This window comes from Chitinophaga sp. SVR4-12A, from assembly GCF_056754765.1.
The window spans coordinates 4,570,297-4,594,621 of the sequence record NZ_JBPGWP010000001.1; the positions used below are offsets into that span (position 1 = coordinate 4,570,297).

A 24,325-nucleotide genomic window follows, 5' to 3' on the forward strand; every position below is an offset into this window, starting at 1 on the left:
ATGACACAGGGAAGTGATACACATATCCCACTTCCTACCTCATGAAATCAAATTAGTAAATCACGTAACTCGTAATAAATAACATGGAGCAGAAAAAGTATTGGAAAGGCTTGGAGGAGTTGCACGATACCAAAGGGCACCAGGAAATCGTAAAAAATGAATTCCGGGAAGAACTGCCCTTTGAGGAAAGCGAAAGCCTGTTGAATGCTACAACACCCCGCAGGGACTTTCTGAAGTACCTGGGGTTCACCACCGCTGCAGCTACCATTGCAGCCAGCTGTGAAATACCGGTTAAAAAAGCTATCCCTTACGTAAATAAGCCGGAAGAGATCACCCCCGGCGTACCTAACTATTATGCTTCTACCTATGCCGTAGATGGCGAGTTCGTGCCTGTAGTTGTAAAGACCCGCGAAGGCCGTCCGATCAAAATAGAAGGTAATACCCTCAGCTCTGTTACCGGTGGCGCTACCACCGCTAAAGTACAGGCTGCGGTACTGAGCCTGTACGATGTTGCCCGCCTGCGTTATCCTACTATCAACGGTACGGAAACTACCTGGGCAGAGCTGGACAAACAGGTGAAAGCTGCTTTAGGCTCACTGGGTGGTCAGCCGGTTGTGCTGCTGACCTCTACCATTATCAGCCCCTCTACCAAGAAAGTGATCGGCGAGTTCCTGGCTAAATATCCCGGCTCCCGCCATGTTACATACGACGCAGTATCCTACTCCGGTATGCTGCTGGCCAACGAGGCCGCTTATGGTAAAAGAGCACTACCTTCTTACCACTTCGAGAATGCTAAAACAATAGTAAGCCTGGGTGCAGACTTCCTCGGAACCTGGTTAAGCCCGGCTGAATTTGCAAGACAATACGGCGCTACCCGTAAGATCAATGCAGCGAAGCCGGAAATGAGCAAACATTTCCACTTCGAAAGCATGATGAGCCTTACCGGCGCTAACGCTGACGAAAGATTCACACACAAGCCTTCCGAAACCGGCGCAGTTGCGCTCGCCCTGTACAACGCTGTTAACGGCGGTGCAGTAAGCGGGATCGCAGACAAACGCCTGGCGGATGGTATCACCAAAGCTGCACAGGCACTGAAAGCTGCCCAGGGCAAAGCGCTGGTGGTATCCGGCTCCAACGATGTGAACGTACAGCTGATCGTGAACGCCATCAATAACCTGGTAGGCGCTAACGGCACTACCATTGATTGGGCTACTACTTCCAACTACCGCCAGGGTATCGACAGCGATATGGCGCAGCTGGTGAATGACCTGAATGCAGGCAGCATCGGCGCATTGCTTATCCACGGTGCAAACCCTGTATACGATTATTTCGACGCTAAGAAGTTTGCTGACGGTCTGAAGAAAACTAAGCTCACTGTTTCTTTCAATGATCGTAAAGACGAAACTTCTGAGCTGGTTAAATACGCTGCTCCTGACCACCACTTCCTGGAAAGCTGGGGCGATGCAGAAGGTAAAACCGGCTACTTCAGCTTTACACAGCCTACTATCGCGCCCTTGTTCAAAACACGCGCATTTGAAGATACCCTGCTCTCCTGGAGCGGTAACCCTACCAACTGGGTAGATTACCTGAAGAACGAATGGATCGCCAAACTTGGCGGACAGGAAGCATGGGACAGAACCCTGCAGGATGGCGTGATCGAACCGGCTACTGCTCCTGCCCTGGCTGGCGCTACCTTTGCCGGCGACGTAGCTGCTGCTTCTGCCAAGATCAGCAGCGCTAAGAAAGGCGGTAAGTTCGAGCTGGTGCTGTATGAAAAAGTAGCGATCGGCAACGGTAAACTGGCTAACAACCCCTGGTTGCAGGAAATGCCTGATCCGATCACCCGCTCTACTTGGGACAACTACGCCTGCGTGTCCAACACACTGGCGAAGACCTTCAACGAGCAGCTGGGTGACGACTACGAGATCAACGCTGACAAGAAAGTACTGAAAATAAAGGCTAACGGCAAAGAAATAGAGCTTCCGCTGCTGATCGTGCCTGGTATCCATCCCGAAGTGATCGCTATCGCCGTAGGTTACGGCCGTAGCCTGAACGCAGGCAGGGCTGCCGGCAACATCGGTAAGAACGCTTATCCTTTTGCAAGCTACAACGGTCAGACCTTCGACTATTTCGCTCCTGATGCTACTGTTGAAGCTACCGGCGCAACTTACCAGATCGGTCTTACCCAAACACACAACAGCTACGAAGGCCGTCCGATCATCAAAGAAACTACCCTGGAAGAATTCATCAAGAATCCGAAAGAGGTGAACGAAGATCGCGCTGAGCTGAGCAAATACGGTGAAGATTTCCGCGCAGACGGTACCCTGTATCCGAATTATCCTTACCCCGGCATAAAATGGGGTATGTCTATAGACCTGAACACCTGCTTTGGTTGCGGCGCCTGCGTTGTGGCCTGTACTGCAGAGAACAACGTTCCTGTTGTAGGTAAAGAGCAGGTGATCAAAGCACACGAAATGCACTGGCTGCGTATCGACCGCTACTTCAGCGGCGATGAGAACAACCCGGAAGTGGTGTTCCAGCCGATGCTGTGCCAGCACTGCGACAATGCTCCCTGTGAGAACGTTTGTCCGGTAGCTGCTACCAACCACAGCTCTGAAGGTATTAACCAGATGGCTTATAACCGTTGTATCGGTACCCGTTACTGTGCTAACAACTGTCCGTATAAAGTACGTCGCTTTAACTGGAGAGACTGGAATGGTGCAGATAGCTTCGAGAACAACCTGTACGACGTGGCTGATATGAACGATAACCTGACCCGCATGGTGCTGAACCCTGACGTAGTGGTACGCAGCCGCGGTGTAATGGAAAAATGTTCTTTCTGCGTACAACGCCTGCAGGACGCTAAACTGACTGCCAAGAAAGAAGGCCGCCCCGTTAAGGATGGTGAAGCCAAAACTGCTTGTCAGCAGGCATGCGCAGCAGACGCTATCGTATTCGGTAACGTGAATGACAAGGACAGCCGCATCTACAAGATGCGTACCCAGGAACAGCAGGACAGGCTGTACTATGTGCTCGAAGAGACACATACACTGCCTTCCATCAACTACCTGGCTAAGATCCGTAACAAGGACGCTGCTCCCAAAGCGGAAGCCGGTCATCACGAAGAAGCGCATCACGGATAATAACGAATAGGAACTAGAGATCAGATCATAAAAAAGATAAGGGCTGCTAGTCAGCAACTAACAGCTAAAAGCTTTAAGAACTATGCATTTAAAGTACGAATCCACACTGAGAGAACCTTTAGTTGATGGGGTAAAGGATTATCACAAGGTAACCGAAGATATCATCGGCCCCATTGAAGGCAAGCCCGGAAAATTGTGGTATGTGGGCTTAACTATATCACTCTGCCTTTTGGCGTTTGGTGCGTTTTCTGTGACCTGGGAGGTGTATTACGGTACCGGGGTGTGGAATCTGAATAAAACTGTAGGTTGGGGTTGGGACATCACCAACTTCGTGTGGTGGGTAGGTATCGGTCACGCCGGTACGCTGATCTCCGCCATCCTGCTGCTGTTCCGCCAGGGATGGCGTACAGGGGTGAACCGTGCGGCAGAAGCGATGACGATCTTCGCGGTAATGTGCGCCGGCCAGTTCCCTATCTTCCACATGGGTCGTGTTTGGATGGCCTTCTTCGTACTGCCTTATCCCAACACCCGTGGCCCGCTGTGGGTTAACTTTAACTCTCCGCTGCTGTGGGACGTGTTCGCGATCTCTACGTACTTCACGGTATCGCTGCTGTTCTGGTATTCAGGTCTGATCCCTGACTTTGCCACCGTGCGCGACAGGGCCAGAACCAAACTGCGTAAACTGCTGTATGGTATCGCCTCTTTCGGCTGGACCGGTTCCACCAAACACTGGCAGCGTCACGAATCATTATCACTGGTGCTCGCCGGTCTGTCCACCCCGCTGGTGCTTTCCGTGCACACCATCGTATCTTTTGACTTTGCTACTTCAGTGATCCCTGGTTGGCACACCACCATCTTCCCTCCCTACTTCGTGGCGGGCGCGATCTTCTCCGGATTTGCGATGGTGCAAACGCTGCTGATCATCACACGTAAAATATTACACCTGGAAGACTACATCACCATCGGCCACATGGAGGCTATGAACAAGGTGATCGTACTGACAGGCTCTATCGTAGGTTGCGCTTACCTTACTGAGCTGTTCATGGCATGGTACGGCGGTGTACAATACGAATTTGACAGCTTCTACAAATACCGCGCTGCCGGTCCGCTGGGTTGGTCTTACTGGATCATGATGACCTGTAACGTGATCACTCCCCAGGTGTTCTGGTTCCGCAAGATGAGAAGGAATGTAATGGTAACCTTCATTATGTCCATCATCGTGAACATCGGTATGTGGTTTGAGCGTTTTGTGATCATCTGTACTTCACTGTACCGCGATTACCTGCCCTCCAGCTGGACTTACTATCGTCCGGCCTGGCCTGAGGTTGGTTTCTACATGGGTACCTTCGGGCTGTTCTTTACCTGCTACTTCCTGTTCGCCAAGTATTTCCCGGTGATCGCGGTAGCTGAGATCAAACATGTACTGAAGACTTCCGGCGAAAGCTTTAAGGATAACATGCAGAAGTACGAAACGGAGGAGGCAGACAAATTTGCGCACGACGTAGCACATGCGCACTAAATAAAAGTTGTCAGTTATCAGTTGACAGTCACTGATAACTAATAACTGACAACTGAAAACTGACAACTATTTAATAAGATTTTGAATTTTTCAACATATGGCTGCAAAAAATTTTGTTGTAGGTGTTTTTGATGATGAGGCGGTGTTGTTCCCGGCTGTAAAGAAAGTACGTGCCGCAGGATACAAGATCCATGATGTATACACCCCCTTTCCCGTGCATGGCCTCGATCATGCCATGGGCCTGAGAGAGACCAGCCTGCATACAGCCGGTTTTGTATATGGCATTACCGGTACTACTACAGCCCTGTCTTTCATGAGCTGGGTATTTGCTTCAGACTGGCCTTTGAACATCGGTGGTAAGCCGCACTTCCCGCTGCCTGCCTTCATACCTATTACCTTTGAGTTAACAGTACTGTTCTCTGCGGTAGGTATGGTGCTCACCTTCTGTTATCTCTGCCAGATAGCGCCTTTTGTGAAGAAGCATGTCTTCCATCCGCGTCAGACAGATGATAAATTTGTAATGGCTATCGAGATCACAGGTAAAACGTCTGCTGCTGATGTAAAGAATTTCCTGGCCAGCGTTGGCGCCCAGGAGATCAACGAGCAGACAGCTGAAACAGGATGGTGGCTCGGCCGTTTCGACCGCGAAGACCGCCTCTACAGCGAGCAACCGGCGCCGTTAAATGTTTAATTGAAAACGAGTAAAAAGACGATTGAGTTTCAAATGATATCGTAAGATTCATTTGACCGATATAAAAGACGATCTACTTCAAATGAAAAGGACTTCCAACATATTAGTAGTAGCTGCTTTGGCAGGCGGAGCTTTACTGGCGGCCTGTAATACAGGAGAGAACCACAGAAAGCCCGGCAGGATCTATATGCCGGATATGTACGAATCCCGTGCATACGAGTTCTATAACCCGCGCCTGGCCAGCCTGAAGCCTGTGGAAGGAACAGTTAAGAGAGGAGAATTGCTGCCTTATCACGTTAAGGAAGGGGATACCGCTCTGGCTAATACTATTAAGAACCCGCTCACTATTACAGAAGCCGATGTGGCTGAAGGAAAACGTTTGTACAACATCTACTGCGGCATCTGCCATGGTACTGCACTGGATGGTAACGGTCCGCTGTATAAAGGCGGTGAAGGTCCTTATCCTGCTGCACCGGCTAACCTGGCTGCAGGTGGTCCGAAATCCCACTATACCCAGGGTCGCCTGTTCTATGTAATGACTTATGGCTGGAATGCCATGGGGAGCTACGCCAGCCAGCTGGACAGAACACAGCGTTGGAAGATAGCCGCCTATATCAAGAGTGTACAGGGTGGAGAGATATTTGGTGCTCCTGATGCAGCGCCTGCAACTCCCGCTGCGGGACCGGCTGCTTCTGGTGGAGATACCACATCAGCTAAATAATTGGAATAGTATTTAGGTCAAAATAAATACAGTAAGTAACTAGCAAGAAAATTTCGACAAATTAGTAACAAATGAAGGACCAATTTGTAGTACCAGCAAAATTGAGAACGGCCAGTTTCGTGTTAATGGGCATTGGCGTACTCACATTATTGATCGGATTAGTGGCGCTTCACGGCGAGCACGGGTCTACCCGTTTTTGGGCTGGCATTTTGCAGAACAGTACTTTCTTTCTGCTGGTAACATTGGCCAGTACTTTCTTTATCGGAGCTACTACACTGGCACAGGGTGGTTGGCAGATCGCCTTCCGTCGTGTTCCGGAAGCTATATCAATGGCGGTACCTGTACTGGGTGGCCTGCTGTTCATCGTGCTGATGATCATCGTTTTCGGTGGGAAAGATCACATCTACCACTGGCTGAACGCTGAGCATGTAAAGCATGACCGCGTATTAAGCTGGAAATCAGCTTTCCTGAGCAAGGGCTTCTATACTACCGCTACTATTATTACAATAGCGCTGTGGTCCTTTTTCACGGTGAAGCTGCGTAATATGTCCTTACAGGAAGATACCTGGGATCTGTCTCCCGAGAGCGGTCGCCGTATTCTGTGGAGGAACACCGTATGGTGTGGTGGTTTCACAGTGATCTACGCGCTGAGCGTTGGTTCTACCACTCCCTGGCTGTGGCTGATGAGCATCGACGCACACTGGTTTTCTACCATGTACAGCTGGTATACATTCGCCAGCACCTGGGTATCTGGTTTGTCACTGATCGCATTGTTTGTGATCTACCTGAAAAACAACGGGTACCTGTCTTTCGTGAACGAAGAGCACATACATGACCTGGGCAAGTTTATGTTCGCTTTCAGCATCTTCTGGGCTTACCTGTGGTTCTCGCAGTACATGCTGATATGGTATGCCAACATGCCGGAAGAAACTGAATATTTCAAACCCCGTGTATGGGGCGAATGGCGCCCGGTGTTCTTCCTGAACCTGATCATCAATTTCATCCTGCCTTTGCTGCTGTTGATGAAACGTGATACCAAGCGTAACTATACATCTGTAACTTATATAGCGATACTGATCATCTTCGGTCACTGGCTGGATTTCTTCCAGATGGTAATGCCGGGCACTGTAAAGGAGCTGAACTTCCCCTGGTATGAACTGGGCCTGGGACTCGGCTTCGTAGGTGTGATCATTTTCGTGGTGATGAATCAGCTGGCGAAGGCTCCGCTGGTTCCAAAAAATCACCCTTATCTGAAGGAAAGTATCGTACACCACACCTGATGAGGGGCTAAAGTGGAACTAGAAACAACGTAAAGCATTAGATAACTTAATTATTTCAAATAGCAATGTCAGGTTTTTTAGCAGTCTTAGTTGTTGTGCTCATATTCGTAGTCATCTTCCAGATTGCGAAGGCGAGCGAATATGTGTCCATATTGAAGGGGGAAAAGAAGGCCCGCCAGCAGAACAACCGTATTAACGGATTTTTGCTGATCGCTTTCCTGGTGCTGGGACTCATAGGCGTATATTACTGTAATGAGCTGTTGAAAGGTAAGATATTGGGAGAAGCCGCCTCTGAACAGGGAGATTCCATTGACAACATGATCATGTGGACACTTTACATTACCGGTATCGTGTTTGTGATCACCCAGATCCTCCTGTTCTGGTTCGCCTTTAAGTACCAGGAAAGAGAAGGCCAGAAAGCCTACTACTTCCCGCATAACAACAAGCTGGAGGTGATCTGGACAGTAATTCCTGCCATTGCGCTCACTGTGCTGGTGGCCATCGGCCTCCGCCACTGGTTCCGTATCACCTCAGAAGCGCCCAAGGACGCGATGGTGGTGGAGATCACCGGTAAACAGTTCAACTGGCTGATCCGCTACCCCGGTAAAGATGGCCAGCTGGGCAGCAAATTCTTCAAGAACATCAACGATGCTACCAACCCTGTAGGTCAGGATTGGGACGATAACCTGAATAAAGATGATTTCATGGCTACCGAAATGCACCTGGTAGTGGGTAAACCTGTGAAACTGATCATTGGTTCCCGCGATGTGGTACATGACGTGGGTCTGGCTCACTTCCGTATGAAGATGGACGCCGTGCCCGGTATCCCTACTACCATGTGGATCACGCCTAAATTCACTACTGCGCAGATGAAAGAGAAGACGGGTAACCCGGACTTTATCTATGAAATCTCCTGCGACCAGATGTGCGGCTCCGGTCACTACTCCATGAAAGCCAATATCGTGGTAGAGACCCAGCAGGAATTCGACGCCTGGGTGGCCAAGCAGAAATCACAGTATGAACTGGCTCACGCTGCCGCAACACCGGCTGCTCCCGCACCACAACAGGAGCCCGCTAAGGACAGCACGCAGAAAGCCGTGGCCGCTATTGTTCACTAAGACGTAAATTTGTAGGCAAAAACACTTAAAAGAAATAAGCCGTCAACTCTTTACCCAGGAAGCGGCTATATAATAAACAGAACCGATTATGAGTAACGAAGCAACCTTGCACAGTCATCAACATGAGGTAACGCATGGCACAGTGGCACATGACGACCATGGCAACGGGCATCACGAACATCATGAAGACAGCTTCATCTCGAAGTATGTTTTCAGTATGGATCATAAAATGATCGCCAAGCAGTTCCTGATCACAGGTATCATCTGGGCAATCATAGGCGCTGCTTTCTCTGTAATATTCCGTTTGCAGCTGGCTTTCCCGGATACATCTTTCCCCATCCTGGAAACTGTGCTGGGCCATTGGGCTAAAGGCGGCCGTATTACTCCGGAAGCTTATTATGCACTGGTAACTATGCACGGAACCATCCTGGTGTTCTTTGTATTGACCGCCGGTCTGAGCGGCACCTTCTCCAACCTGCTGATTCCCTTACAGGTAGGTGCGCGTGATATGGCTTCTCCCTTCATGAACATGCTGAGCTACTGGTTCTTCTTCCTGGCCAGCCTGGTGATGATCGCTTCCCTGTTTGTGCAAACAGGCCCTGCTTCCGGTGGCTGGACCTCTTATCCTCCGCTGAGCGCTTTGGGTGACGCTTCCATTGGTTCCAAGATCGGTATGGACCTTTGGCTGACCAGCATGGCGCTGTTCGTTGTTTCGCAGCTGCTGGGCGGTCTGAACTACATCTCTACTATCCTGAACATGCGTACCAAAGGTATGAGCATGACCAAGATACCTTTGACCATCTGGTCTTTCTTCTTCACCGCCGTACTGGGTGTATTATCTTTCCCCGTACTGCTGTCCGGCTTTATCCTGCTGCTGTTTGACCGTCACGCAGGCACCAGCTTCTACCTGAGCGAACTGTTCGTAGCCGGTAAAGCGCTGTCAAACGAAGGCGGTAGCGCCATCCTTTACCAGCACTTGTTCTGGTTCCTGGGTCACCCGGAAGTATATATCATCATCCTTCCTGCGATGGGTATGGTATCTGAGGTACTGGCGGTGAGCTCCCGCAAACCGATCTTCGGTTACCTGGCGATGGTTGGCTCCCTGTTCGCTATCGCTATCCTGGCCTTCCTGGTATGGGCGCACCACATGTTCGTTACCGGTCTGAACCCCTTCCTGGGCGCGTTCTTCGTACTGTTAACGCTGTTGATCGCCGTACCATCTGCCATCAAGGTGTTCAACTGGCTGACCACCATCTGGAAAGGTAATATCCGCTTCACGCCTGCCTCCCTGTTCGGTATCGGCTTTGTAAGCACCTTTATCTCCGGTGGTCTGACCGGTATCTGGCTGGGTAACTCTTCTATCGACATTCACCTGCACGATACTTACTTCGTGATCGCGCACTTCCATATAGTAATGGGTGTATCTGCATTCTTCGGTATGTTTGCCGGTATCTACCACTGGTTCCCGAAAATGTACAGCCGCTATATGAACGGTACCCTGGGCTACATCCACTTCTGGATCACCCTGGTAGGCGCTTACTGTATCTTCTGGCCAATGCACTACGAAGGTATGGCGGGTATGCCCAGAAGGTATTTCGATTACTCTAACTGGGAATCTTTCAAACAGTTTGTGGAGCTGAACAAGTTTATCAGTATTGTGGTGTTGATCGTATTTGCTACGCAGCTGCTGTTCGTGTTCAACTTCTTCTATAGCATCTTCAAGGGACGTAAGCTTACTACTACCAATCCCTGGAGCGCTACCACGCTGGAGTGGACCACCCCGATTCATCCGGGACACGGTAACTGGCCTGGTGAAATTCCGGAAGTACACCGCTGGGCTTATGATTACAGCAAGGACGGACATGACTTTATTCCGCAGACAGTGCCTATTTCTCCGGACGAATCAAAACATTAATAAATCGGCTGTTAGCTATTAGCTGCTAGCAGCTAGTAGCCAACAGCTAATAGCTAGATAATTGTGTTGCAAGAAAACTCCATAAAGTTGTCATTATCGTACGCAGTAGCCAGTAAAGCGAGGGATTACTTCCAGCTGATGAAGTTCAACCTTACTTTCATGGTAGTATTCTCGAGTGTCTGGGGCTATCTGCTGGTGCCTGAAGTGGGGTTTAGTTTGGTTAAAGTTCTTTTTTTATTCGCAGGTGGGCTGCTGGTATCGGGTTCGGCTAATACCATTAATCAGATACTGGAGAAAAATACAGACAAGCTGATGGCCCGCACCGCTAACCGTCCTTTGCCTGCCGGCCGTCTTTCTGAAACAGAAGCGGCGGTGGTGGCAGTGATCACGGGAGCCGGCGGTATAGCTATCATGGCCCTGGCCTTTAATTGGCTGAGCGCAGTGCTGAGCCTTATCTCGCTGATATTGTATGGGTTTGTGTATACGCCCTGGAAAAAATGGAACTCGCTGGCGGTGCTGGTGGGAGCCATTCCGGGAGCTTTACCGCCATTGATCGGCTGGGCCGCAGGCGCTGATCAGCTAAGCGAAGGCGGCTGGGCTTTGTTTACCATCCAGTTCCTGTGGCAGTTCCCGCACTTCTGGGCAATTGCCTGGATAGCGCACCAGGACTATACGAAGGCCGGCTTTAAGCTATTGCCAGCCGCTGGTGGTCCCAATAAAATGACCGCCCTGCAGGCAGCCACTTATGCGCTGCTGCTGATACCGGCGGGCCTTGCGCCTTACCTGCTGAAATTAACCGGTAGTGTATCTGCCGTTATCTGCATCCTGGCTGGTGTATTCTGACCTGTACCGTGCTATTACGCTGTACAGGAAATTAGATGTGCCGGCTGCCAGGAAGCTGATGTTCGGTTCTTATATTTATTTGACAGTTGTGCAGCTGGCTTTGCTGGCTGACAAAGTATAAAATCAGAGGAGTGATGCAGGCAATGAGCGTACAACGTAAAAAAATACATCCGCACAAATATTCCCTATGGATTGCTATGGGTAGCATTACCATGATGTTCATCGGGTTTACCAGTGCCTACGTTGTAAAGCGCGCGCAAGCCAATTGGCTCGCGTTTGAGCTGCCCCACATCTTCTGGATCTCCACCGCGGTGATCCTCATCAGCAGTGGCACCATCCAGATGGCTGTGAAGCAGTTCAAGGAGCGGAATATGAGGAGGTATAAGCAGCTGATCACCCTTACTGCGGTATTGGGTGTAATATTTGCGGCATGCCAATGCATTGGTTTTGCCCAGCTAAGCGACCGCGGTTTGCCGCTGAGCGGTCCGGTATCTGCCTCCTTCATTTACGTGATCGTAGGTATGCACATGTTGCACGTGCTGGGTGGTGTAGTAGCCTTGCTGATCATGTTTGGCAGGGCGTTCAGAACAAGGGTGCGCGTTTACAGCGCAGTGCCCATTGAGGTAGCCTCGCTCTACTGGCATTTTGTAGATGCGCTTTGGATCTATCTCCTGATATTTCTGAGTATCGCTAGATAAACTTTATAAATTTTCAATTACAACTAAAAAATGGATACAGCAGTTACAGCGAAGAAAAAATGGTGGAGTGGAGGGTATTCTCCCTTTAATGTGAGCTACGGAAAGTTGATGATGTGGTACTTCCTGATGTCAGATGCATTTACCTTTGGCGCATTGCTGATAGCTTACGGTACTATTCGTTTCATGAGCACCTCCTGGCCTGATGCCAATGAAGTGTTCCATGCATTTCCGTTCATGGGCCACATGAACCTGCCGCTGGTATTTGTGAGCTTGATGACCTTCATCCTTATCATGAGCTCTGTAACCATGGTACTGGCCGTACATGCCGGTCATATGAGAGACCAGAAAGGCGTAGCCAAATGGCTCTCCTGGACCATCGTAGGCGGCGCTGCCTTCTTGGCCTGCCAGGCATGGGAATGGACGCACCTTTATCATGCAGGCGCATGGTGGGGCCGCAATCCTTTCGTGAATGTTGACGGTACCGTTGCTTCTACCAACTTTACCAACTTCTTCTTTACTATCACCGGTTTCCATGGTCTGCACGTAACTTCGGGCGTGGTGCTGAACATCGTGATCCTGACCAATGTACTGAAAGGTACCTATGAGCAGCGCGGTCACTATGAAATGGTGGAGAAAGTAGGCCTCTACTGGCACTTTGTAGACCTGGTTTGGGTATTTGTGTTTACCTGTTTCTACCTGCTGTAACCAGGCGGTAAGGACTTAATTGTAATTTTGAATTTTAAAAAAATCATTCGTAATGGAACATACACATACCGCTGCAGCAGAACATGAGCAACACGGGCATAGTGATGCTGCTGTGAAGACTATCTGGAAAACGTTTTGGATCTTATTAGGCATTACTATAGTTGAGATCGGCCTGGCTTTTCTGCACCTGGAAACCGGTTTTCCGAGCAGGCTGGTGCTGAATGCAGTTTTCCTGGGACTTACCGTTGTTAAGGCTTTCTTCATCGTAGCGGAGTTTATGCACCTGCGTCACGAGATCAAGAACCTGATACTCACGATACTGATCCCCCTGATGCTGTTCGTATGGTTTATCATTGCGTTCCTGGCAGATGGCGATTCGTGGAAGAACATGCGTAAAGACCTGGCTCCCGGCAATCCGAAACAGCCGGCAGCAGTGGAAGCTCCGCATGCGCATCACTAATGATTGGAATTTATTACAGATATTAAAAACGACAGGCTATTTCTCGCAGGGCAGTCATAGGGTTAATGTTGGCGGTGTTGGTTCCGTTGCTTGGGTACCTGATCGTAGATCATTATAGTAAAGACGTGGTACCTATACCACGTTTTTACGTTCCGGAAAGGGTGGATACCGTAGTAAAGAATGGGGAAACCAGCTATGATACGGTATTCCATACCATCCGCAATTTTGAGCTCACCAACCAGTCAGGTCAGAAGGTAAGCCTGAAAGACCTCAAGGGTAAGGTGCTGCTGGTAGATTTCTTCTTCACTTCCTGTACCAGCATTTGTCCGACACTTACCAGCAACCTGAAAAAGATCCAGGATGCTTATGTAAAGAACGACACTTTACTGCAAATTCTCTCCTTCACTGTTGACCCGGTGCGCGACTCTTCAGAAAAGTTAAGGCAGTACGCCATTAAGCACAACATCAACACCGATACCTGGTGGCTGCTGACCGGCGACAAAAAGGAGATCTATGACATTGCCCGTAACGATTTTTATGTGTCAGTGACCCAGGGAGATGGTGGCCCGGATGATTTCATCCACACCGAAAAGCTGGTGCTGATCGATAAGAATGGCCATATCCGCGGTTACTATAACGGCCTTGATAATGACGCTATCCGTCAGTGCGCCAATGATATTGCCGTGCTGCACCTGGAAAAAGACAGGAACCGGCCTCCCTTCTGGAAGCGCTTGTTCTCCAGTAACCAATAATTTACCTCTCAAGGGGATATCATGAGTATTAAGAACAAAAATCTTAACCTGCCTATCACCATCGTATCAATACTGATACCGGTAGTAGTAGCCATTTTATTCTACCTGCCGCGCCCGGAAATGCAGGCCGGTTTTGATATACGCATTCTCCCGCTTTTTCATGCCATTCTGAATTCAGCCACGGCTATACTGCTGCTGGCCAGCCTCTATTTTATCAAGAACGGGCAGACAAAGGCGCATAAGGTAACCAACCTGATAGCGGTATCCCTGAGCGCGCTCTTCCTGGTATCATATGTAACCTACCACTTCTTTGCTGAGTCTACCCGTTTCGGTGATATTAATCACGACGGGGTGCTGGACGCGGCAGAAAAGGCACTGGTGGGCGGCACCAGGTATTTATATTACTTCATTCTCCTTACCCATATCATCCTGGCAGCCGTGATCGTGCCGCTGGTATTATTTACCCTGCTGCGTGGCCTGCAGGCAGATTATGTGCGTCACCGCAAGATAGCCCGCATTACCTGGCCTATCTGGTTCTATGTGGCTATTACCGGGGTGATTGTGTATGTAATGATATCTCCTTATTACTAATACTGCGTAACTTTACAGTATGAAAACGATAGGGCAAATAGTGTTGATGTTATTGTGCAGCGTTTCTGCGATGGCGCAATGTTCTCTCTGTACAAAAACAGCACAGCAGCTGGGCGAGGGCCCGGCAAAGGGGCTGAATAACGGTATCCTCTACCTGGCTATCACTCCCCTGGCGATCATCGGCATACTGGGCTACCGCTGGTGGCGTAGCAACCGTTTCTCCGACAACGACTAATCAATAATTAAAAATGAATAATTAATAATCTTTATGCAGGTACTGCACCTGGCATAAGGAGGCTTGTTTTTATAGTATTCTTAATTCTTAATTATTCATTATTAATTTCTTGCCCTTCCTGTGGGAACTGGAATTCCGGGCAATCTACCCGGAGGTCTCCCGATTGTAAAGGCGCGTTTACGAGATGGCAGTAGTGCCCGGCTGTTTGATGTTCATAGAAGCGGCAGTTAAGGCACATGGTCTGCGGGGTGATAATGTACTGTTGGTTAAGGCGGTAGATGGTTTGAAGCAGGCTGTCCAGCAGGTTATCCTGTTTATCGGCCGGGAGCTGGGCTATGCTGTCATACATGGGTTGTGCAAAGCGCTCTACTTTGGCGGCCAGTGTTTTACCATCTTTCACCAGGTGCAGGGTATGGCTGCGGGAATCATTTGCCAGGGCCTTTCTGACCAGCAGCTTTTTACTTTCCAGGGATTTGACGGCATCGCTGATGGTGGCTTTGGTCATGTTGAAGTAGGCCGCCAGGTAGGTAACGGTTCTCTTTTCTTCCGGGTAGTGTTGCAGGAAAATAAGTACTTGTATCTGAATGGGGCTCAGGCCGTATTGTTTGGCTTCGTTCCAGAGTAGCACGCGAAAAGCTTCCGATAGACGCTCCAAAGCGGCTACCACCTTACTGGAAACGTTACCGGCCTGCTGTGCGGGGTTGAAAATTGATGCTTTCCCCATGTTCCTGCTTTCCTGCTACATTTAGTAACCGGCTAATATACGAAAATTTGATGCGGCAGGAAATACAATGTTAATGGCAGCCCTCAATTTCGTGGATATAGTAGCCTTGTTGTACGATGGTCTGTTCCCAGATAGGCACTACTTCTTCCAGGTGGCAAAAGCGGCATTCCCTTGGGGTGATGTGGGTGCTGGCCTGGACTTTGGTACGGAGATAATCTTTGCCAAAGGTGAGTACGTTCTCGTAGTGGGTATCGGCGGCAACGATGATATCAAAATGCATATAGCCACCGCTTTTCTTCTTTACATAGGTATCAAATACAGCGACTTCCATAGTACGTGATTTTACGTCAGGTGCTTAAGGGTTCTCAATACCGTATATGATCAAGATTTGGTTTAGCAGATCTCCTGTGAGGCTGGGTCGGGATATGTCCATAGGATGACGCTAAGGCTAACAGCTTTGAACCATGCCTGGTGCATTTTTTCAACGTCTTCGGGGCGGTGTCCTTGTTTGCTCAGGAAGGGTCGGATAGCGGCTGTAACAGGGTATATGAAGGTAACCATGTAACGGAGGAAAACTACGGGAATATCTCCAAGACCGGTGTCTGATATGGGTTGCTCCCGCATACGTTGTGCGATGGCCTCTTCATAACGGGACCATTGGTTATTACGGGACTGGCAGAGTTGCCGTATCCAGTCGCCAAAGCGGGGGCGCAGGGAATTCAGGTAATCTGCATCCGGCTGCCCGTCCCTGGTGAAGTAATGTGCCAGGTAATCGTTGGCCACCATATGGTCATACCAGATATCCAGTATTGCTTCTGCCTGATCGGAAAGTACCTCGCCAGCCATTTGCAGATAACGTTCATCTTCCCGGGTAAACAACAACATTCTCTTCAGTAGAACTAGATCACGAAGGCTCAAAGTTGATGAGGTCATGCCGGCCGACGTACTTTCATAACGCTTGCCATTTATCATACATATATTTTTTAGAGGAGTAGCCACACAAATCCATACCTTACAAATATAATAAGGGTTCCTAACTAAAAAAATTTTTAACAAATCGTTCACTGGTCCTTTCTCTCTATATATCAGACTTTTAGCATGCGAAATATGCTTATTAGCAGCGTGTAAGGAACGATATGGTAAAATTTGTCCAATTTAGCAATTAATTATTGTTAACGAGCCGTTAACTCATTCTGTCGTAAATAAAATGACGAATGACATTTTAATACAGCCAACTGACTGTATTTAATAAAACTGCTATATATAATTGCTACCTGTCATCATTTTTATTTGAGTTTGTAAGCCGTTGTTTATAGTTTTGAGGCCCGTTAGGCTTACCACGCTTATTACTCACGCATAGCGAATCAATATAAAGCGCATGAAGAATATTTTTTTTGGTCTCACCAGGGGCGGCATACCTGTATCTCCATCAATGGACCCGGCCTTAACTGATGCACAGATTGAACAACCCAGCGGTATTAATACCCGCAGGGTGCTCTATCTCTCTTTTTTGACCGTAGTGAACGCGGTTGTGATCAGCCTGATCGCAAAAGTGCTGCTGATGTTAATTAATCTTATTACCAATATTTCATTTTACGGAACCTTCTCCGTGCATGAAGCGTCTCCCTTGCATAACCAGCTGGGCATCTGGGTGATAGTGGTGCCCGTGATCGGCGCCATCATTGTTGGTTTCATGGCCAGGTATGGCTCTGCTGCCATCAGGGGGCATGGCATACCCGAAGCGATGGAACAGGTGTTGGTGAACAAGAGCCGTATCAAACCGCTGATCACTTTTCTGAAGCCGGTTTCCGCGGCGATCTCCATTGGCACCGGCGGTCCCTTTGGCGCTGAGGGCCCTATCATTGCAACAGGCGGGGCCTGGGGCTCCGTTATCGGGCAGGTGCTGAGCATTACTGCTTCTGAAAGAAAGATCTTACTGGCGGCAGGTGCAGCCGCGGGTATGTCGTGTATCTTCGGCACCCCACTGGCAGCCGTGATACTGGCCGTTGAATTGCTGTTGTTCGAGTTCTCCCCCCGGAGCATTATCCCGGCGATCCTCAGCTGTATTACCGGTGCGGCTTTCCATCACCTGTACTTCGGTGGCGCGCCCGTATTTACCATGCCTGATGTGGAGGCGCCCACGAATACGGCCCTGCTGGCCTATTCTATCATAGGCATTGTGATCGGGGTGTTGTCTGCCCTGATCACCAAGGCGGTGTACCTAATAGAGGATGCATTTGAAAAACTGCCCATTCACTGGATGTGGTGGCCTGCTATCGGCGGACTTGTAGTTGGTGTGGTGGGTTATTTTGCGCCTGAAACCCTGGGTGTGGGATATGTTAATATCGATAACCTGCTGATGGGCAAAGTAACGCTGCAGACCTTATTTGTGCTGGGCGTCCTTAAATTTATCTCCTGGTCTTTTTCACTGGGCAGTGGTACTTCCGGCGGTACTCTGGCGCCTTTGCTGACCATTGGCGGCGCCTCCGGTTTGTTTGTCGCCTTTCTGTTCCAGGCGGCTTTCCCGCAGGTAGAGATCAACTTTTCCATAGCGGCACTGATCGGGATGGCGGCCATGTTTGCAGGCGCTACCAGGGCCCTGCTTACTGCTATCATATTTGCACTGGAAACCACCCGTGATGCGGATGCCCTGCTGCCGCTTGTAGGTGCCTGTGTTGCGGCTTACTTTATCTCTTTCCTGCTCATGCGTAATACCATCATGACAGAGAAGATCGCCCGCAGGGGGATCCTTACACCGCATACGTATAAACCTGACCTGCTGGAAAGTGTTTCTGTAAAAGCTGCCATGCTGCAGGAGCTGGTAATGATCAGCCAGGAGAATACTATCGGCGAATTACGCAGCTGGTTATACGAAAATAAACTGGGTAGCCATGACCTGGCCTATCCCGTGGTGGATGCACATCAGCAGCTGACCGGTATTGTGCAGACAGATGATGTGCTGCAGCCGGATGTACCGGAAGATGCAGCCGTTAGCTATGTTTCACATACTAATGTGGTCACGGTGCAGGAAGAGACATCGCTGCGTGTAGCGGTAGACCTGATGGCCCGTCACAAGCAGGATGTGCTGCCCGTTATCGCTTCATCGAAGGATAAACAGCTATTGGGGCTGGTGAATTACCGCTCTGTTTTTGCGGCTTACCAGCACGCGAAGGAGGCAGAGGAAACCAGCAGCCGCAATATTTCCATCAAGCGGCAGGTGATCAGGTTATTGATCCGCAATGGCGTATTGAAATAAGTATTACGCTGAATAGTCATTCACCAGCCTGTATAAATTAAAGGCGCCATGCTGTAGCTGTTCCTGCACTTTTTGTATCAGCGCTTTCTTGTCGAGGTGTTGCATACGGCGGTGCTGGATCAGCTGCCATGCTTTTTCAGCGAGTAGTACGGCATGCCGTTCATGGTGGCGGATCTGTTGCTGATGCTGATCAATAGCTTGTATGAGTGGTGCGATGCCTTCATTGCGGGTGGCAATGGTCTTTAACACCGGGATTTGCCAACCTGCTCCGGCATGATGCCTTTCTGCAGACAGCAGGCGGAGGTTCTTTACAAAAGCGTCTGCATTGTCACGGTCTGCTTTGTTCACCACAAAGATGTCGGCTATCTCCATCAGGCCGGCTTTCATGGTCTGGATCTCATCGCCGGCTTCCGGCACCACCACTACAACGGTGGTATCTGCAATACCGGCTATTTCCACTTCACTCTGGCCAACGCCTACTGTTTCAATGAACAGGTAATCGAAGCCTGCGGCTTTGATCACATCACTCACTTCTATGATCTTGGGACTGAGCCCACCCAATGCGCCGCGGTTGGCCATAGAGCGGATAAACACCCTTTGATCATTAAAATGCTGGCTCATACGGATGCGATCGCCCAGCAATGCGCCAAAGTTAAAAGGAGAAGAAGGGTCTACTGCAATGATGGCGATGCGTTTTTGTTGTTCCAGCAGGGTTTGTATCAGCAGGTTAACCAGGGTGCTTTTACCAGCGCCGGGCGGGCCGGTTATACCTACCACGCGGGTATGGCTACTAGCCGGAAGCTGTTCCAGCAGCTGTTCGTAGCCGGGAGCACTGTTCTCCACCAGGGAGATACGGCGGGCCAGCGCTTTCAGGTCATCTGTATCTGCCAGCTTGTACATTCAGGATTTGTTTGCTGCAAAATAATGAGTTCCGGCATGCATTTAATACAGGCTGCGGTATATTTCCAGGTATTCTGCCGCCATCCGTTCCCAGCTGAACTCCATGGCATGATTCATAATTGCGTTGGCCGGACGCTGGTTTTCGTAGTGCCACATACCGTTCTCAAACACTTTCTGCATGTGAGCAGGATCAAAGTCACGGAAGTAATAGGCAACGCAGCCGCCTACTTCAGGCAGGCTGGTTTTGTCTGACAGGAATACCGGTTTGCCGAAGTGCATGGCCTCTATAGCGGGAATACCGAAGCCTTCTGCAATGGAAGGGAATACAAATGCCATACAGTTTTTCATGTACCAGTATTTGTCTTCTTCGCTGATGGGACCTAAGAGTTTTACCCTGTCGGCGGCGCCATAACGTTTGGCTTCGTCGAGTATGCGTTGCCTGTAGGCGTCATTGTAAACGGTGCCTGCAATGATCAGTTCTGCATCGCAATGTTTCAGCAGGCAGGGAATGGTATGAAAATTCTTTTTAGCGCTTACTACCCCCAGTGTAAATAAGAAGGGATGCTGCGGTCTGTAGCGCGGATGGTCAAAGCCAGGGAACTCCTGCACGGCAGCTCCGTTATACACCACCTTGTGTGGTTTGTTGCCGAGATCAAGGTAACGCATTACATCGTCTCCCACGAACTTTGAGATGAAGGTGATATAGTCTGCACGGTTCACATTACGTTGCGCGTGCGCCAGGTATATTTTTCTTTTGGAAGCGCTTTTGGCTTCATGCATGAAGTTAAGGTCATGGATTGTCAATACCCTCCTGGTGCCGGTTTTAGGGCTGCGGTAGTCAGACAGTTGATAGGTGGTATGCCAAACGTCGTACGCCTTTCTGTGAGGAAGGTAGAGTTTATGCAGCGAGTGCTGCCACAGGTAATCTGCGTCGTTCCCGAAATATTTTCCCAGTTTAGGCGGCAGGTAAAAGCATAGCTGTTCATCAGGGGCGGCCTGCTGTAACAGTGATCTGCCAAGTTCATTGCAATAGGTGAAAAGGCCGGTATTGGCGTTTTTCATTTTCTCGCAATCTATCAATAGTTGCTTCATCCACTTCTGCTTTATGGGACGGAACAAGTGTGCATGTTATCCGCGTTTGGCAAACAGCATATAGCATCCGTTGTCAAGTTCATAATTTTTCAATGTATAGCCCAGTGAGGCCAGGTATCCTTCCAGGCTGGACATATTGCGCTTTTCCTTGTCCAGGTTATGTACCTCAATGGCCATACGGTCAATCTTTTCCCATATATGTGGCGGTGTCTCGTAAATGATAGGATACTCGCTGCCCTCACAATCCACTTTTACCAGGTCTACTTTTGAGAGCTGGTTAGCGGCGAGTATTTCTGCAAGGGAAATACAGGGCACTTGTGCTATGTATGTATTGTCCTTCGTGAAATCATCATAAACAGAGGCGGTAACAGCGTTGCCTTCCGCGGTTTCCAGGTGCAGTGTAATGGTAGCGGCCGGAGTGCCGGTAACAGCTTTATGGTATACCTGAACCTTTTCTTTCAGCTGCGGGTTCATATCAAGGTGCTGCTGAAACAGCCTGCAGTTGGCAGGAACAGCCTCATAGGCATATACTTGCGCCTCAGTTTTTTTAGCCAGCAGGAAGAGTGTGAAATAACCTGCATTGCCGCCTATATCTATCACTACGGGTTTCCCGGGCAATGAGTCAGCCAGCTGATCCATGCTGTAAACATCATTAATAAAGATCTCCTTGAATACGAGGTAGAGCGACTTTGCAGGTGTGGTAAAAGATATGCCTTTAGCCCTTGTGCGAAACAGCAGTTTCTCATATGGTACTTTAAACTTCCTGCTGAAATACAAGTGCCAGTTGGAGATATTGCGTACCAGATTGGCATATTTAGCTAAAGCGCTATTTACCATTGGCCCAATTTAACTGTTTTCTTTCAAAGATAACTTTCCGTTTTTAGTAATTTTAGGGTTGACGCGTGAAAGAACAAGACACTTATGACTAATTTTATTCCAATATTTCCTTTAGGCATAGTTGTTTACCCGCAGGAACAGCTGAACCTCCATGTTTTTGAACCTCGTTATAAGCAGCTCATCAGTGAATGTATAGCAGACAATAAGCCGTTTGGTATTCCTGCCGTAATTAATAAAAAGATAGTTGAATACGGTACCCTGGTAGAAGTAGTAAGGGTAGAAAAGCAATATGACAATGGGGAGATGGATATTGTGACCCGGGGTGTGAGTGTGTTCCGTGTACTGGAGGTGATCCGCTCTATTCCCGACAAGCTGTATGACGGCGCCATTGTAAATTATCCTGAAAACAGTACAAAAACCAACGCCCGCCTGCGGCAGCAGGTATTGCACGCCATACGCGAACTACATCACATTCTGCAGGTGAACAAAAGCTTCGGTAAAAAAGACGAAGAGCTCAGCGCCTATGATCTGGCCCATCATGCGGGGCTTTCGCTGGAAGAGGAATATGAGCTGCTCCACCTGTTCCAGGAAATGCAGCGACTGGAGTACCTGAAACGTCATCTTCTCAAAGTAATTCCCCTCATGGCCGAAATGGAAAAGTTGAAAGAAAGAGTGAAACTCAACGGACATTTCCGGAATTTATCGGCAGAAGGCCTATAAAAATGGCTGAGCCGGCACTTTTAACGCCCTTTTAACAGGCGGATATTTGGTTTTTTTTGCTTCCAACCCTAAAAATTAGATATTTGCAGACTTATTTGGCGGGTTAGTCGATTATTTTCATGCTAATTCGCCTGTTAAACCAGTAAACTACTAATCAGATCAACTCAATGCATAGGACTACAGCTGGCATTTTTTGCTTACTGGCTTTTCTGCTTCTTTTGGCAAACAGCGTTGCTGCACAGGACAATTCTCCTTACTCCCGATATGGACTTGGCGACCAGGCTATCAACCAGAATGTGATCAACCGCGGCATGGGTGGTGTTTCCCAGGCATATAACGATCCACAGTCAATCAACTTCGTGAACCCCGCCAGTTATTCCAACCTGGTGCTGACCACCTTTGATATTGCCGTGGAGGCAGGCGCCCGGGTGATTGCCGATAAGGACCAGCGGTTCCGTTCCGGCATTGGTTCTCTTTCTTACCTGCAGTTGGGTATTCCCATTCGTAAAAGGCTGGGCATGGTGCTGGGACTTCGTCCTGTAACCAAGGTATCTTACAATGTGTTGCAGAATGCTGAAACAACTTTCTTTGATACCCTTAAAATTCCGGTGGCTTACCAGTATGAGGGCAATGGCGGGTTGTACCAGGTGTACACCGGCGCCGGTGTTGGATTCGGTAATTTCAGCATTGGATTCAACTTTGGTTACCTCTTCGGAAATATTGAGAACAGTACCAAGGCGATCTATCCAACCAGCCAGTTCATATTCCCTTCCCGCCATTCCACCCGGGTAAGCTATGGCAATATTTTCTACAATGTTGGCCTGCAGTACCGGATCAAGCTGTCGGAAGAGACAGATCTTACCCTGGGCGCAACAGGAGCCCTGAAGCAGCACCTCTCGGCCCGCCGGGAGCTGATGCGGGAGACCCTGGCGTTTGACGCCTCTTCAAATGACTATGTCACCCAGGATACCGTATTGTATGCAAAAGGCGAAAGAGGTAAGATCACCTATCCCCAGCAATATGGCGGCGGCATTATGCTGCGCAAGGCGGATAAGTTTTCGGTAGGACTGGATTTCAGTACCGAACAATGGGACGAGTTCCGCAATTATGGCGAAAAAGATTCTGTGCGCAATTCCTGGAAAGTGAACCTGGGCGGCCAGTTTGTGCCCAATGCCAGGGCCATGAACGGTTACTGGAACAAAGTAACTTACCGCGCAGGTGTTTACTACGGTACCGACTATCTTAAACTGAATGGCCAGGATATGACCATATACGGGTTTTCTGTGGGAGCCGGGCTGCCTATCCGCAGGCAGAACTATTCCAACCAGTACACCGTGCTGAATATTGCTTTCGAGATCGGGCACCGCGGCAATAATGAGACCATATTAAAGGAAAACTGGTACCGTGCAGTATTAGGCTTTACCCTGAATGACCGCTGGTTTATTAAACGGAAATATGATTAATTTGCGGCGTTGAAAAGCGTTTCAAATATGACTGTTTTCTGGAAGATGGCCTGCATTTCCTTATGCCTCGTTTCCCTGTTTGCCTGTGAGAATGATATGCAGGCGATCATGAGACTGGACCAGAAAGCTGCTGTTACTGAAGAAGGCAGCAAAATAGAAAGCTACTACAGCCAGATGGGCAGGGTAAGAGCCAAACTTACCGCCCCTACTATGAAACGATACCTGGAACGTCCCTCCTACGTTGAGTTCAATCATGGTTTAAAAGTATTGTCCTATAATGACAGCCTTACCGTAGAAAGTACTGTGACTGCCCGTTATGGCAAATACTTTGAGAATGACGACAATGTGTTCCTGCGGGATAGCGTGGTAGTGATCAACCGGGAAGGCAAACGGCTTGACTGTAATGAGCTGAACTGGGATTCCAAACGCGGGAAATTCTACTCCAACAAACATGTGCGCATCAGCACACCTACAGATACGATCTATGGTACAGGGCTTGAGTCCAACCAGGATTTCTCCAACTATAATATTATCAATCCCCAGGGCCAGGTAATGGTGCAGGATAGCACCCTGCAATAACAGTGGCCGGATTTAGTAAGAACATAAACGAAAAAAGCCCATCCGTCTCAGACGAATAGGCCTTTTTCGCTTTAACCTATTTT

General features: G+C 49.1%; 24 protein-coding genes. 18 read left to right on the forward strand and 6 right to left on the reverse strand.

The window, feature by feature from the left end; all coding sequences use genetic code 11:
- Window positions 1-83 precede the first annotated feature (83 nt).
- The 14 genes from ACR9Y8_RS18835 to ACR9Y8_RS18900 all read left to right on the forward strand — a co-directional run bounded on the left by ACR9Y8_RS18835 (window position 84) and on the right by ACR9Y8_RS18900 (window position 14,671).
- Entirely contained in the window at window positions 84-3,143 is a 3,060-nt protein-coding gene (locus ACR9Y8_RS18835) for a TAT-variant-translocated molybdopterin oxidoreductase (protein ID WP_481214794.1), read from the forward strand.
- An 82-nt stretch (window positions 3,144-3,225) separates the two neighbouring features.
- Window positions 3,226-4,662: an NrfD/PsrC family molybdoenzyme membrane anchor subunit gene (gene nrfD / locus ACR9Y8_RS18840; RefSeq protein ID WP_481214795.1), complete on the forward strand. Its 1,437-nt coding sequence runs from the start codon at window positions 3,226-3,228 to the stop codon at window positions 4,660-4,662.
- Window positions 4,663-4,759: 97 nt separating this feature from the next.
- Window positions 4,760-5,353, forward strand: coding sequence for a DUF3341 domain-containing protein (locus tag ACR9Y8_RS18845; RefSeq protein WP_481214796.1), 594 nt, complete (start codon window positions 4,760-4,762; stop codon window positions 5,351-5,353).
- Between the two features lie 82 nt (window positions 5,354-5,435).
- Window positions 5,436-6,074 carry a c-type cytochrome gene (locus tag ACR9Y8_RS18850; protein WP_481214797.1) on the forward strand — a complete coding sequence of 213 codons (639 nt, stop codon included), beginning with the start codon at window positions 5,436-5,438 and terminating at the stop codon, window positions 6,072-6,074.
- Between the two features lie 71 nt (window positions 6,075-6,145).
- Window positions 6,146-7,354: a quinol:cytochrome C oxidoreductase gene (locus tag ACR9Y8_RS18855; protein WP_481214798.1), complete on the forward strand. Its 1,209-nt coding sequence runs from the start codon at window positions 6,146-6,148 to the stop codon at window positions 7,352-7,354.
- Between the two features lie 65 nt (window positions 7,355-7,419).
- The gene (locus ACR9Y8_RS18860) at window positions 7,420-8,472 is read left to right on the forward strand and encodes a cytochrome c oxidase subunit II (RefSeq protein WP_481214799.1); all 1,053 of its coding nucleotides are present in this window, start codon (window positions 7,420-7,422) and stop codon (window positions 8,470-8,472) included.
- An 88-nt stretch (window positions 8,473-8,560) separates the two neighbouring features.
- Entirely contained in the window at window positions 8,561-10,387 is a 1,827-nt protein-coding gene (locus tag ACR9Y8_RS18865; protein WP_481214800.1) for a cytochrome c oxidase subunit I, read from the forward strand.
- 87 nt (window positions 10,388-10,474) lie between these two features.
- Window positions 10,475-11,230, forward strand: coding sequence for a heme o synthase (cyoE, locus tag ACR9Y8_RS18870; protein WP_481214801.1), 756 nt, complete (start codon window positions 10,475-10,477; stop codon window positions 11,228-11,230).
- Window positions 11,231-11,364: 134 nt separating this feature from the next.
- Window positions 11,365-11,928, forward strand: coding sequence for a cytochrome c oxidase subunit 3 (locus ACR9Y8_RS18875; RefSeq protein WP_481214802.1), 564 nt, complete (start codon window positions 11,365-11,367; stop codon window positions 11,926-11,928).
- A 30-nt stretch (window positions 11,929-11,958) separates the two neighbouring features.
- Window positions 11,959-12,633, forward strand: coding sequence for a cytochrome c oxidase subunit 3 (locus ACR9Y8_RS18880; RefSeq protein ID WP_481214803.1), 675 nt, complete (start codon window positions 11,959-11,961; stop codon window positions 12,631-12,633).
- Between the two features lie 52 nt (window positions 12,634-12,685).
- Window positions 12,686-13,093, forward strand: coding sequence for a cytochrome C oxidase subunit IV family protein (locus tag ACR9Y8_RS18885; RefSeq protein WP_481214804.1), 408 nt, complete (start codon window positions 12,686-12,688; stop codon window positions 13,091-13,093).
- A 77-nt stretch (window positions 13,094-13,170) separates the two neighbouring features.
- On the forward strand, window positions 13,171-13,845 hold the full coding sequence (locus tag ACR9Y8_RS18890; protein WP_481214805.1) for an SCO family protein: 675 nt from the start codon (window positions 13,171-13,173) through the stop codon (window positions 13,843-13,845).
- Between the two features lie 21 nt (window positions 13,846-13,866).
- Window positions 13,867-14,436: a DUF420 domain-containing protein gene (locus ACR9Y8_RS18895; RefSeq protein WP_481214806.1), complete on the forward strand. Its 570-nt coding sequence runs from the start codon at window positions 13,867-13,869 to the stop codon at window positions 14,434-14,436.
- 19 nt (window positions 14,437-14,455) lie between these two features.
- Window positions 14,456-14,671 (forward strand): hypothetical protein, encoded by a 216-nt coding sequence (locus tag ACR9Y8_RS18900; protein ID WP_481214807.1) that lies wholly within the window; start codon window positions 14,456-14,458, stop codon window positions 14,669-14,671.
- 91 nt (window positions 14,672-14,762) lie between these two features.
- Here ACR9Y8_RS18900 and ACR9Y8_RS18905 read toward each other — a convergent pair whose 3' ends face one another.
- From ACR9Y8_RS18905 to ACR9Y8_RS18915, 3 genes are all read right to left on the reverse strand, one after another.
- Complete coding sequence (locus ACR9Y8_RS18905) at window positions 14,763-15,395, reverse strand: MarR family winged helix-turn-helix transcriptional regulator (RefSeq protein ID WP_481214808.1); 633 nt, start codon at window positions 15,393-15,395, stop codon at window positions 14,763-14,765.
- 70 nt (window positions 15,396-15,465) lie between these two features.
- The gene (locus ACR9Y8_RS18910) at window positions 15,466-15,726 is read right to left on the reverse strand and encodes a DUF2024 family protein (RefSeq protein ID WP_481214809.1); all 261 of its coding nucleotides are present in this window, start codon (window positions 15,724-15,726) and stop codon (window positions 15,466-15,468) included.
- A 62-nt stretch (window positions 15,727-15,788) separates the two neighbouring features.
- Window positions 15,789-16,367 (reverse strand): protoglobin domain-containing protein, encoded by a 579-nt coding sequence (locus ACR9Y8_RS18915; RefSeq protein ID WP_481214810.1) that lies wholly within the window; start codon window positions 16,365-16,367, stop codon window positions 15,789-15,791.
- 406 nt (window positions 16,368-16,773) lie between these two features.
- Between ACR9Y8_RS18915 and ACR9Y8_RS18920 the strand changes: the two genes are divergently transcribed.
- Window positions 16,774-18,651, forward strand: coding sequence for a chloride channel protein (locus ACR9Y8_RS18920; protein WP_481214811.1), 1,878 nt, complete (start codon window positions 16,774-16,776; stop codon window positions 18,649-18,651).
- Between the two features lie 3 nt (window positions 18,652-18,654).
- Here the strand turns inward: ACR9Y8_RS18920 and meaB are convergent, their stop codons facing one another.
- From meaB to ACR9Y8_RS18935, 3 genes are read right to left on the reverse strand one after another with little or no spacing between them, the layout of a single operon-like run.
- On the reverse strand, window positions 18,655-19,551 hold the full coding sequence (gene meaB / locus ACR9Y8_RS18925; RefSeq protein ID WP_481214812.1) for a methylmalonyl Co-A mutase-associated GTPase MeaB: 897 nt from the start codon (window positions 19,549-19,551) through the stop codon (window positions 18,655-18,657).
- A 42-nt stretch (window positions 19,552-19,593) separates the two neighbouring features.
- Entirely contained in the window at window positions 19,594-20,643 is a 1,050-nt protein-coding gene (locus tag ACR9Y8_RS18930) for a glycosyltransferase family 4 protein (protein ID WP_481214813.1), read from the reverse strand.
- A gap of 36 nt (window positions 20,644-20,679) precedes the next feature.
- Window positions 20,680-21,480 (reverse strand): FkbM family methyltransferase, encoded by an 801-nt coding sequence (locus tag ACR9Y8_RS18935; RefSeq protein ID WP_481214814.1) that lies wholly within the window; start codon window positions 21,478-21,480, stop codon window positions 20,680-20,682.
- Between the two features lie 84 nt (window positions 21,481-21,564).
- Between ACR9Y8_RS18935 and ACR9Y8_RS18940 the strand changes: the two genes are divergently transcribed.
- The 3 genes from ACR9Y8_RS18940 to lptC all read left to right on the forward strand — a co-directional run bounded on the left by ACR9Y8_RS18940 (window position 21,565) and on the right by lptC (window position 24,242).
- A complete protein-coding gene (locus tag ACR9Y8_RS18940; protein WP_481214815.1) occupies window positions 21,565-22,200 on the forward strand; it encodes an LON peptidase substrate-binding domain-containing protein in 636 nt (211 codons plus the stop codon).
- Between the two features lie 218 nt (window positions 22,201-22,418).
- Complete coding sequence (gene bamG / locus ACR9Y8_RS18945) at window positions 22,419-23,663, forward strand: BamG family beta-barrel-assembly machinery protein (protein WP_481214816.1); 1,245 nt, start codon at window positions 22,419-22,421, stop codon at window positions 23,661-23,663.
- A 27-nt stretch (window positions 23,664-23,690) separates the two neighbouring features.
- Window positions 23,691-24,242 (forward strand): LPS export ABC transporter periplasmic protein LptC, encoded by a 552-nt coding sequence (gene lptC, locus ACR9Y8_RS18950; protein ID WP_481214817.1) that lies wholly within the window; start codon window positions 23,691-23,693, stop codon window positions 24,240-24,242.
- The last annotated feature ends 83 nt before the right edge of the window (window positions 24,243-24,325 follow it).

Coding starts and splice junctions, on each gene's coding strand:
- ACR9Y8_RS18875 (WP_481214802.1), top strand. CDS start 11,365: ATGCAGGCAATGAGCGTACAACGTAAAAAAATACATCCGCACAAATAT.
- ACR9Y8_RS18880 (WP_481214803.1), top strand. CDS start 11,959: ATGGATACAGCAGTTACAGCGAAGAAAAAATGGTGGAGTGGAGGGTAT.
- ACR9Y8_RS18940 (WP_481214815.1), top strand. CDS start 21,565: ATGACTAATTTTATTCCAATATTTCCTTTAGGCATAGTTGTTTACCCG.
- ACR9Y8_RS18860 (WP_481214799.1), top strand. CDS start 7,420: ATGTCAGGTTTTTTAGCAGTCTTAGTTGTTGTGCTCATATTCGTAGTC.
- ACR9Y8_RS18865 (WP_481214800.1), top strand. CDS start 8,561: ATGAGTAACGAAGCAACCTTGCACAGTCATCAACATGAGGTAACGCAT.
- lptC (WP_481214817.1), top strand. CDS start 23,691: ATGACTGTTTTCTGGAAGATGGCCTGCATTTCCTTATGCCTCGTTTCC.
- ACR9Y8_RS18905 (WP_481214808.1), bottom strand. CDS start 15,395: ATGGGGAAAGCATCAATTTTCAACCCCGCACAGCAGGCCGGTAACGTT.
- ACR9Y8_RS18845 (WP_481214796.1), top strand. CDS start 4,760: ATGGCTGCAAAAAATTTTGTTGTAGGTGTTTTTGATGATGAGGCGGTG.
- ACR9Y8_RS18835 (WP_481214794.1), top strand. CDS start 84: ATGGAGCAGAAAAAGTATTGGAAAGGCTTGGAGGAGTTGCACGATACC.
- nrfD (WP_481214795.1), top strand. CDS start 3,226: ATGCATTTAAAGTACGAATCCACACTGAGAGAACCTTTAGTTGATGGG.
- ACR9Y8_RS18895 (WP_481214806.1), top strand. CDS start 13,867: ATGAGTATTAAGAACAAAAATCTTAACCTGCCTATCACCATCGTATCA.
- ACR9Y8_RS18855 (WP_481214798.1), top strand. CDS start 6,146: ATGAAGGACCAATTTGTAGTACCAGCAAAATTGAGAACGGCCAGTTTC.
- ACR9Y8_RS18920 (WP_481214811.1), top strand. CDS start 16,774: ATGAAGAATATTTTTTTTGGTCTCACCAGGGGCGGCATACCTGTATCT.
- ACR9Y8_RS18935 (WP_481214814.1), bottom strand. CDS start 21,480: ATGGTAAATAGCGCTTTAGCTAAATATGCCAATCTGGTACGCAATATC.
- ACR9Y8_RS18930 (WP_481214813.1), bottom strand. CDS start 20,643: ATGAAGCAACTATTGATAGATTGCGAGAAAATGAAAAACGCCAATACC.
- meaB (WP_481214812.1), bottom strand. CDS start 19,551: ATGTACAAGCTGGCAGATACAGATGACCTGAAAGCGCTGGCCCGCCGT.
- ACR9Y8_RS18885 (WP_481214804.1), top strand. CDS start 12,686: ATGGAACATACACATACCGCTGCAGCAGAACATGAGCAACACGGGCAT.
- ACR9Y8_RS18915 (WP_481214810.1), bottom strand. CDS start 16,367: ATGATAAATGGCAAGCGTTATGAAAGTACGTCGGCCGGCATGACCTCA.
- ACR9Y8_RS18910 (WP_481214809.1), bottom strand. CDS start 15,726: ATGGAAGTCGCTGTATTTGATACCTATGTAAAGAAGAAAAGCGGTGGC.
- ACR9Y8_RS18900 (WP_481214807.1), top strand. CDS start 14,456: ATGAAAACGATAGGGCAAATAGTGTTGATGTTATTGTGCAGCGTTTCT.
- ACR9Y8_RS18850 (WP_481214797.1), top strand. CDS start 5,436: ATGAAAAGGACTTCCAACATATTAGTAGTAGCTGCTTTGGCAGGCGGA.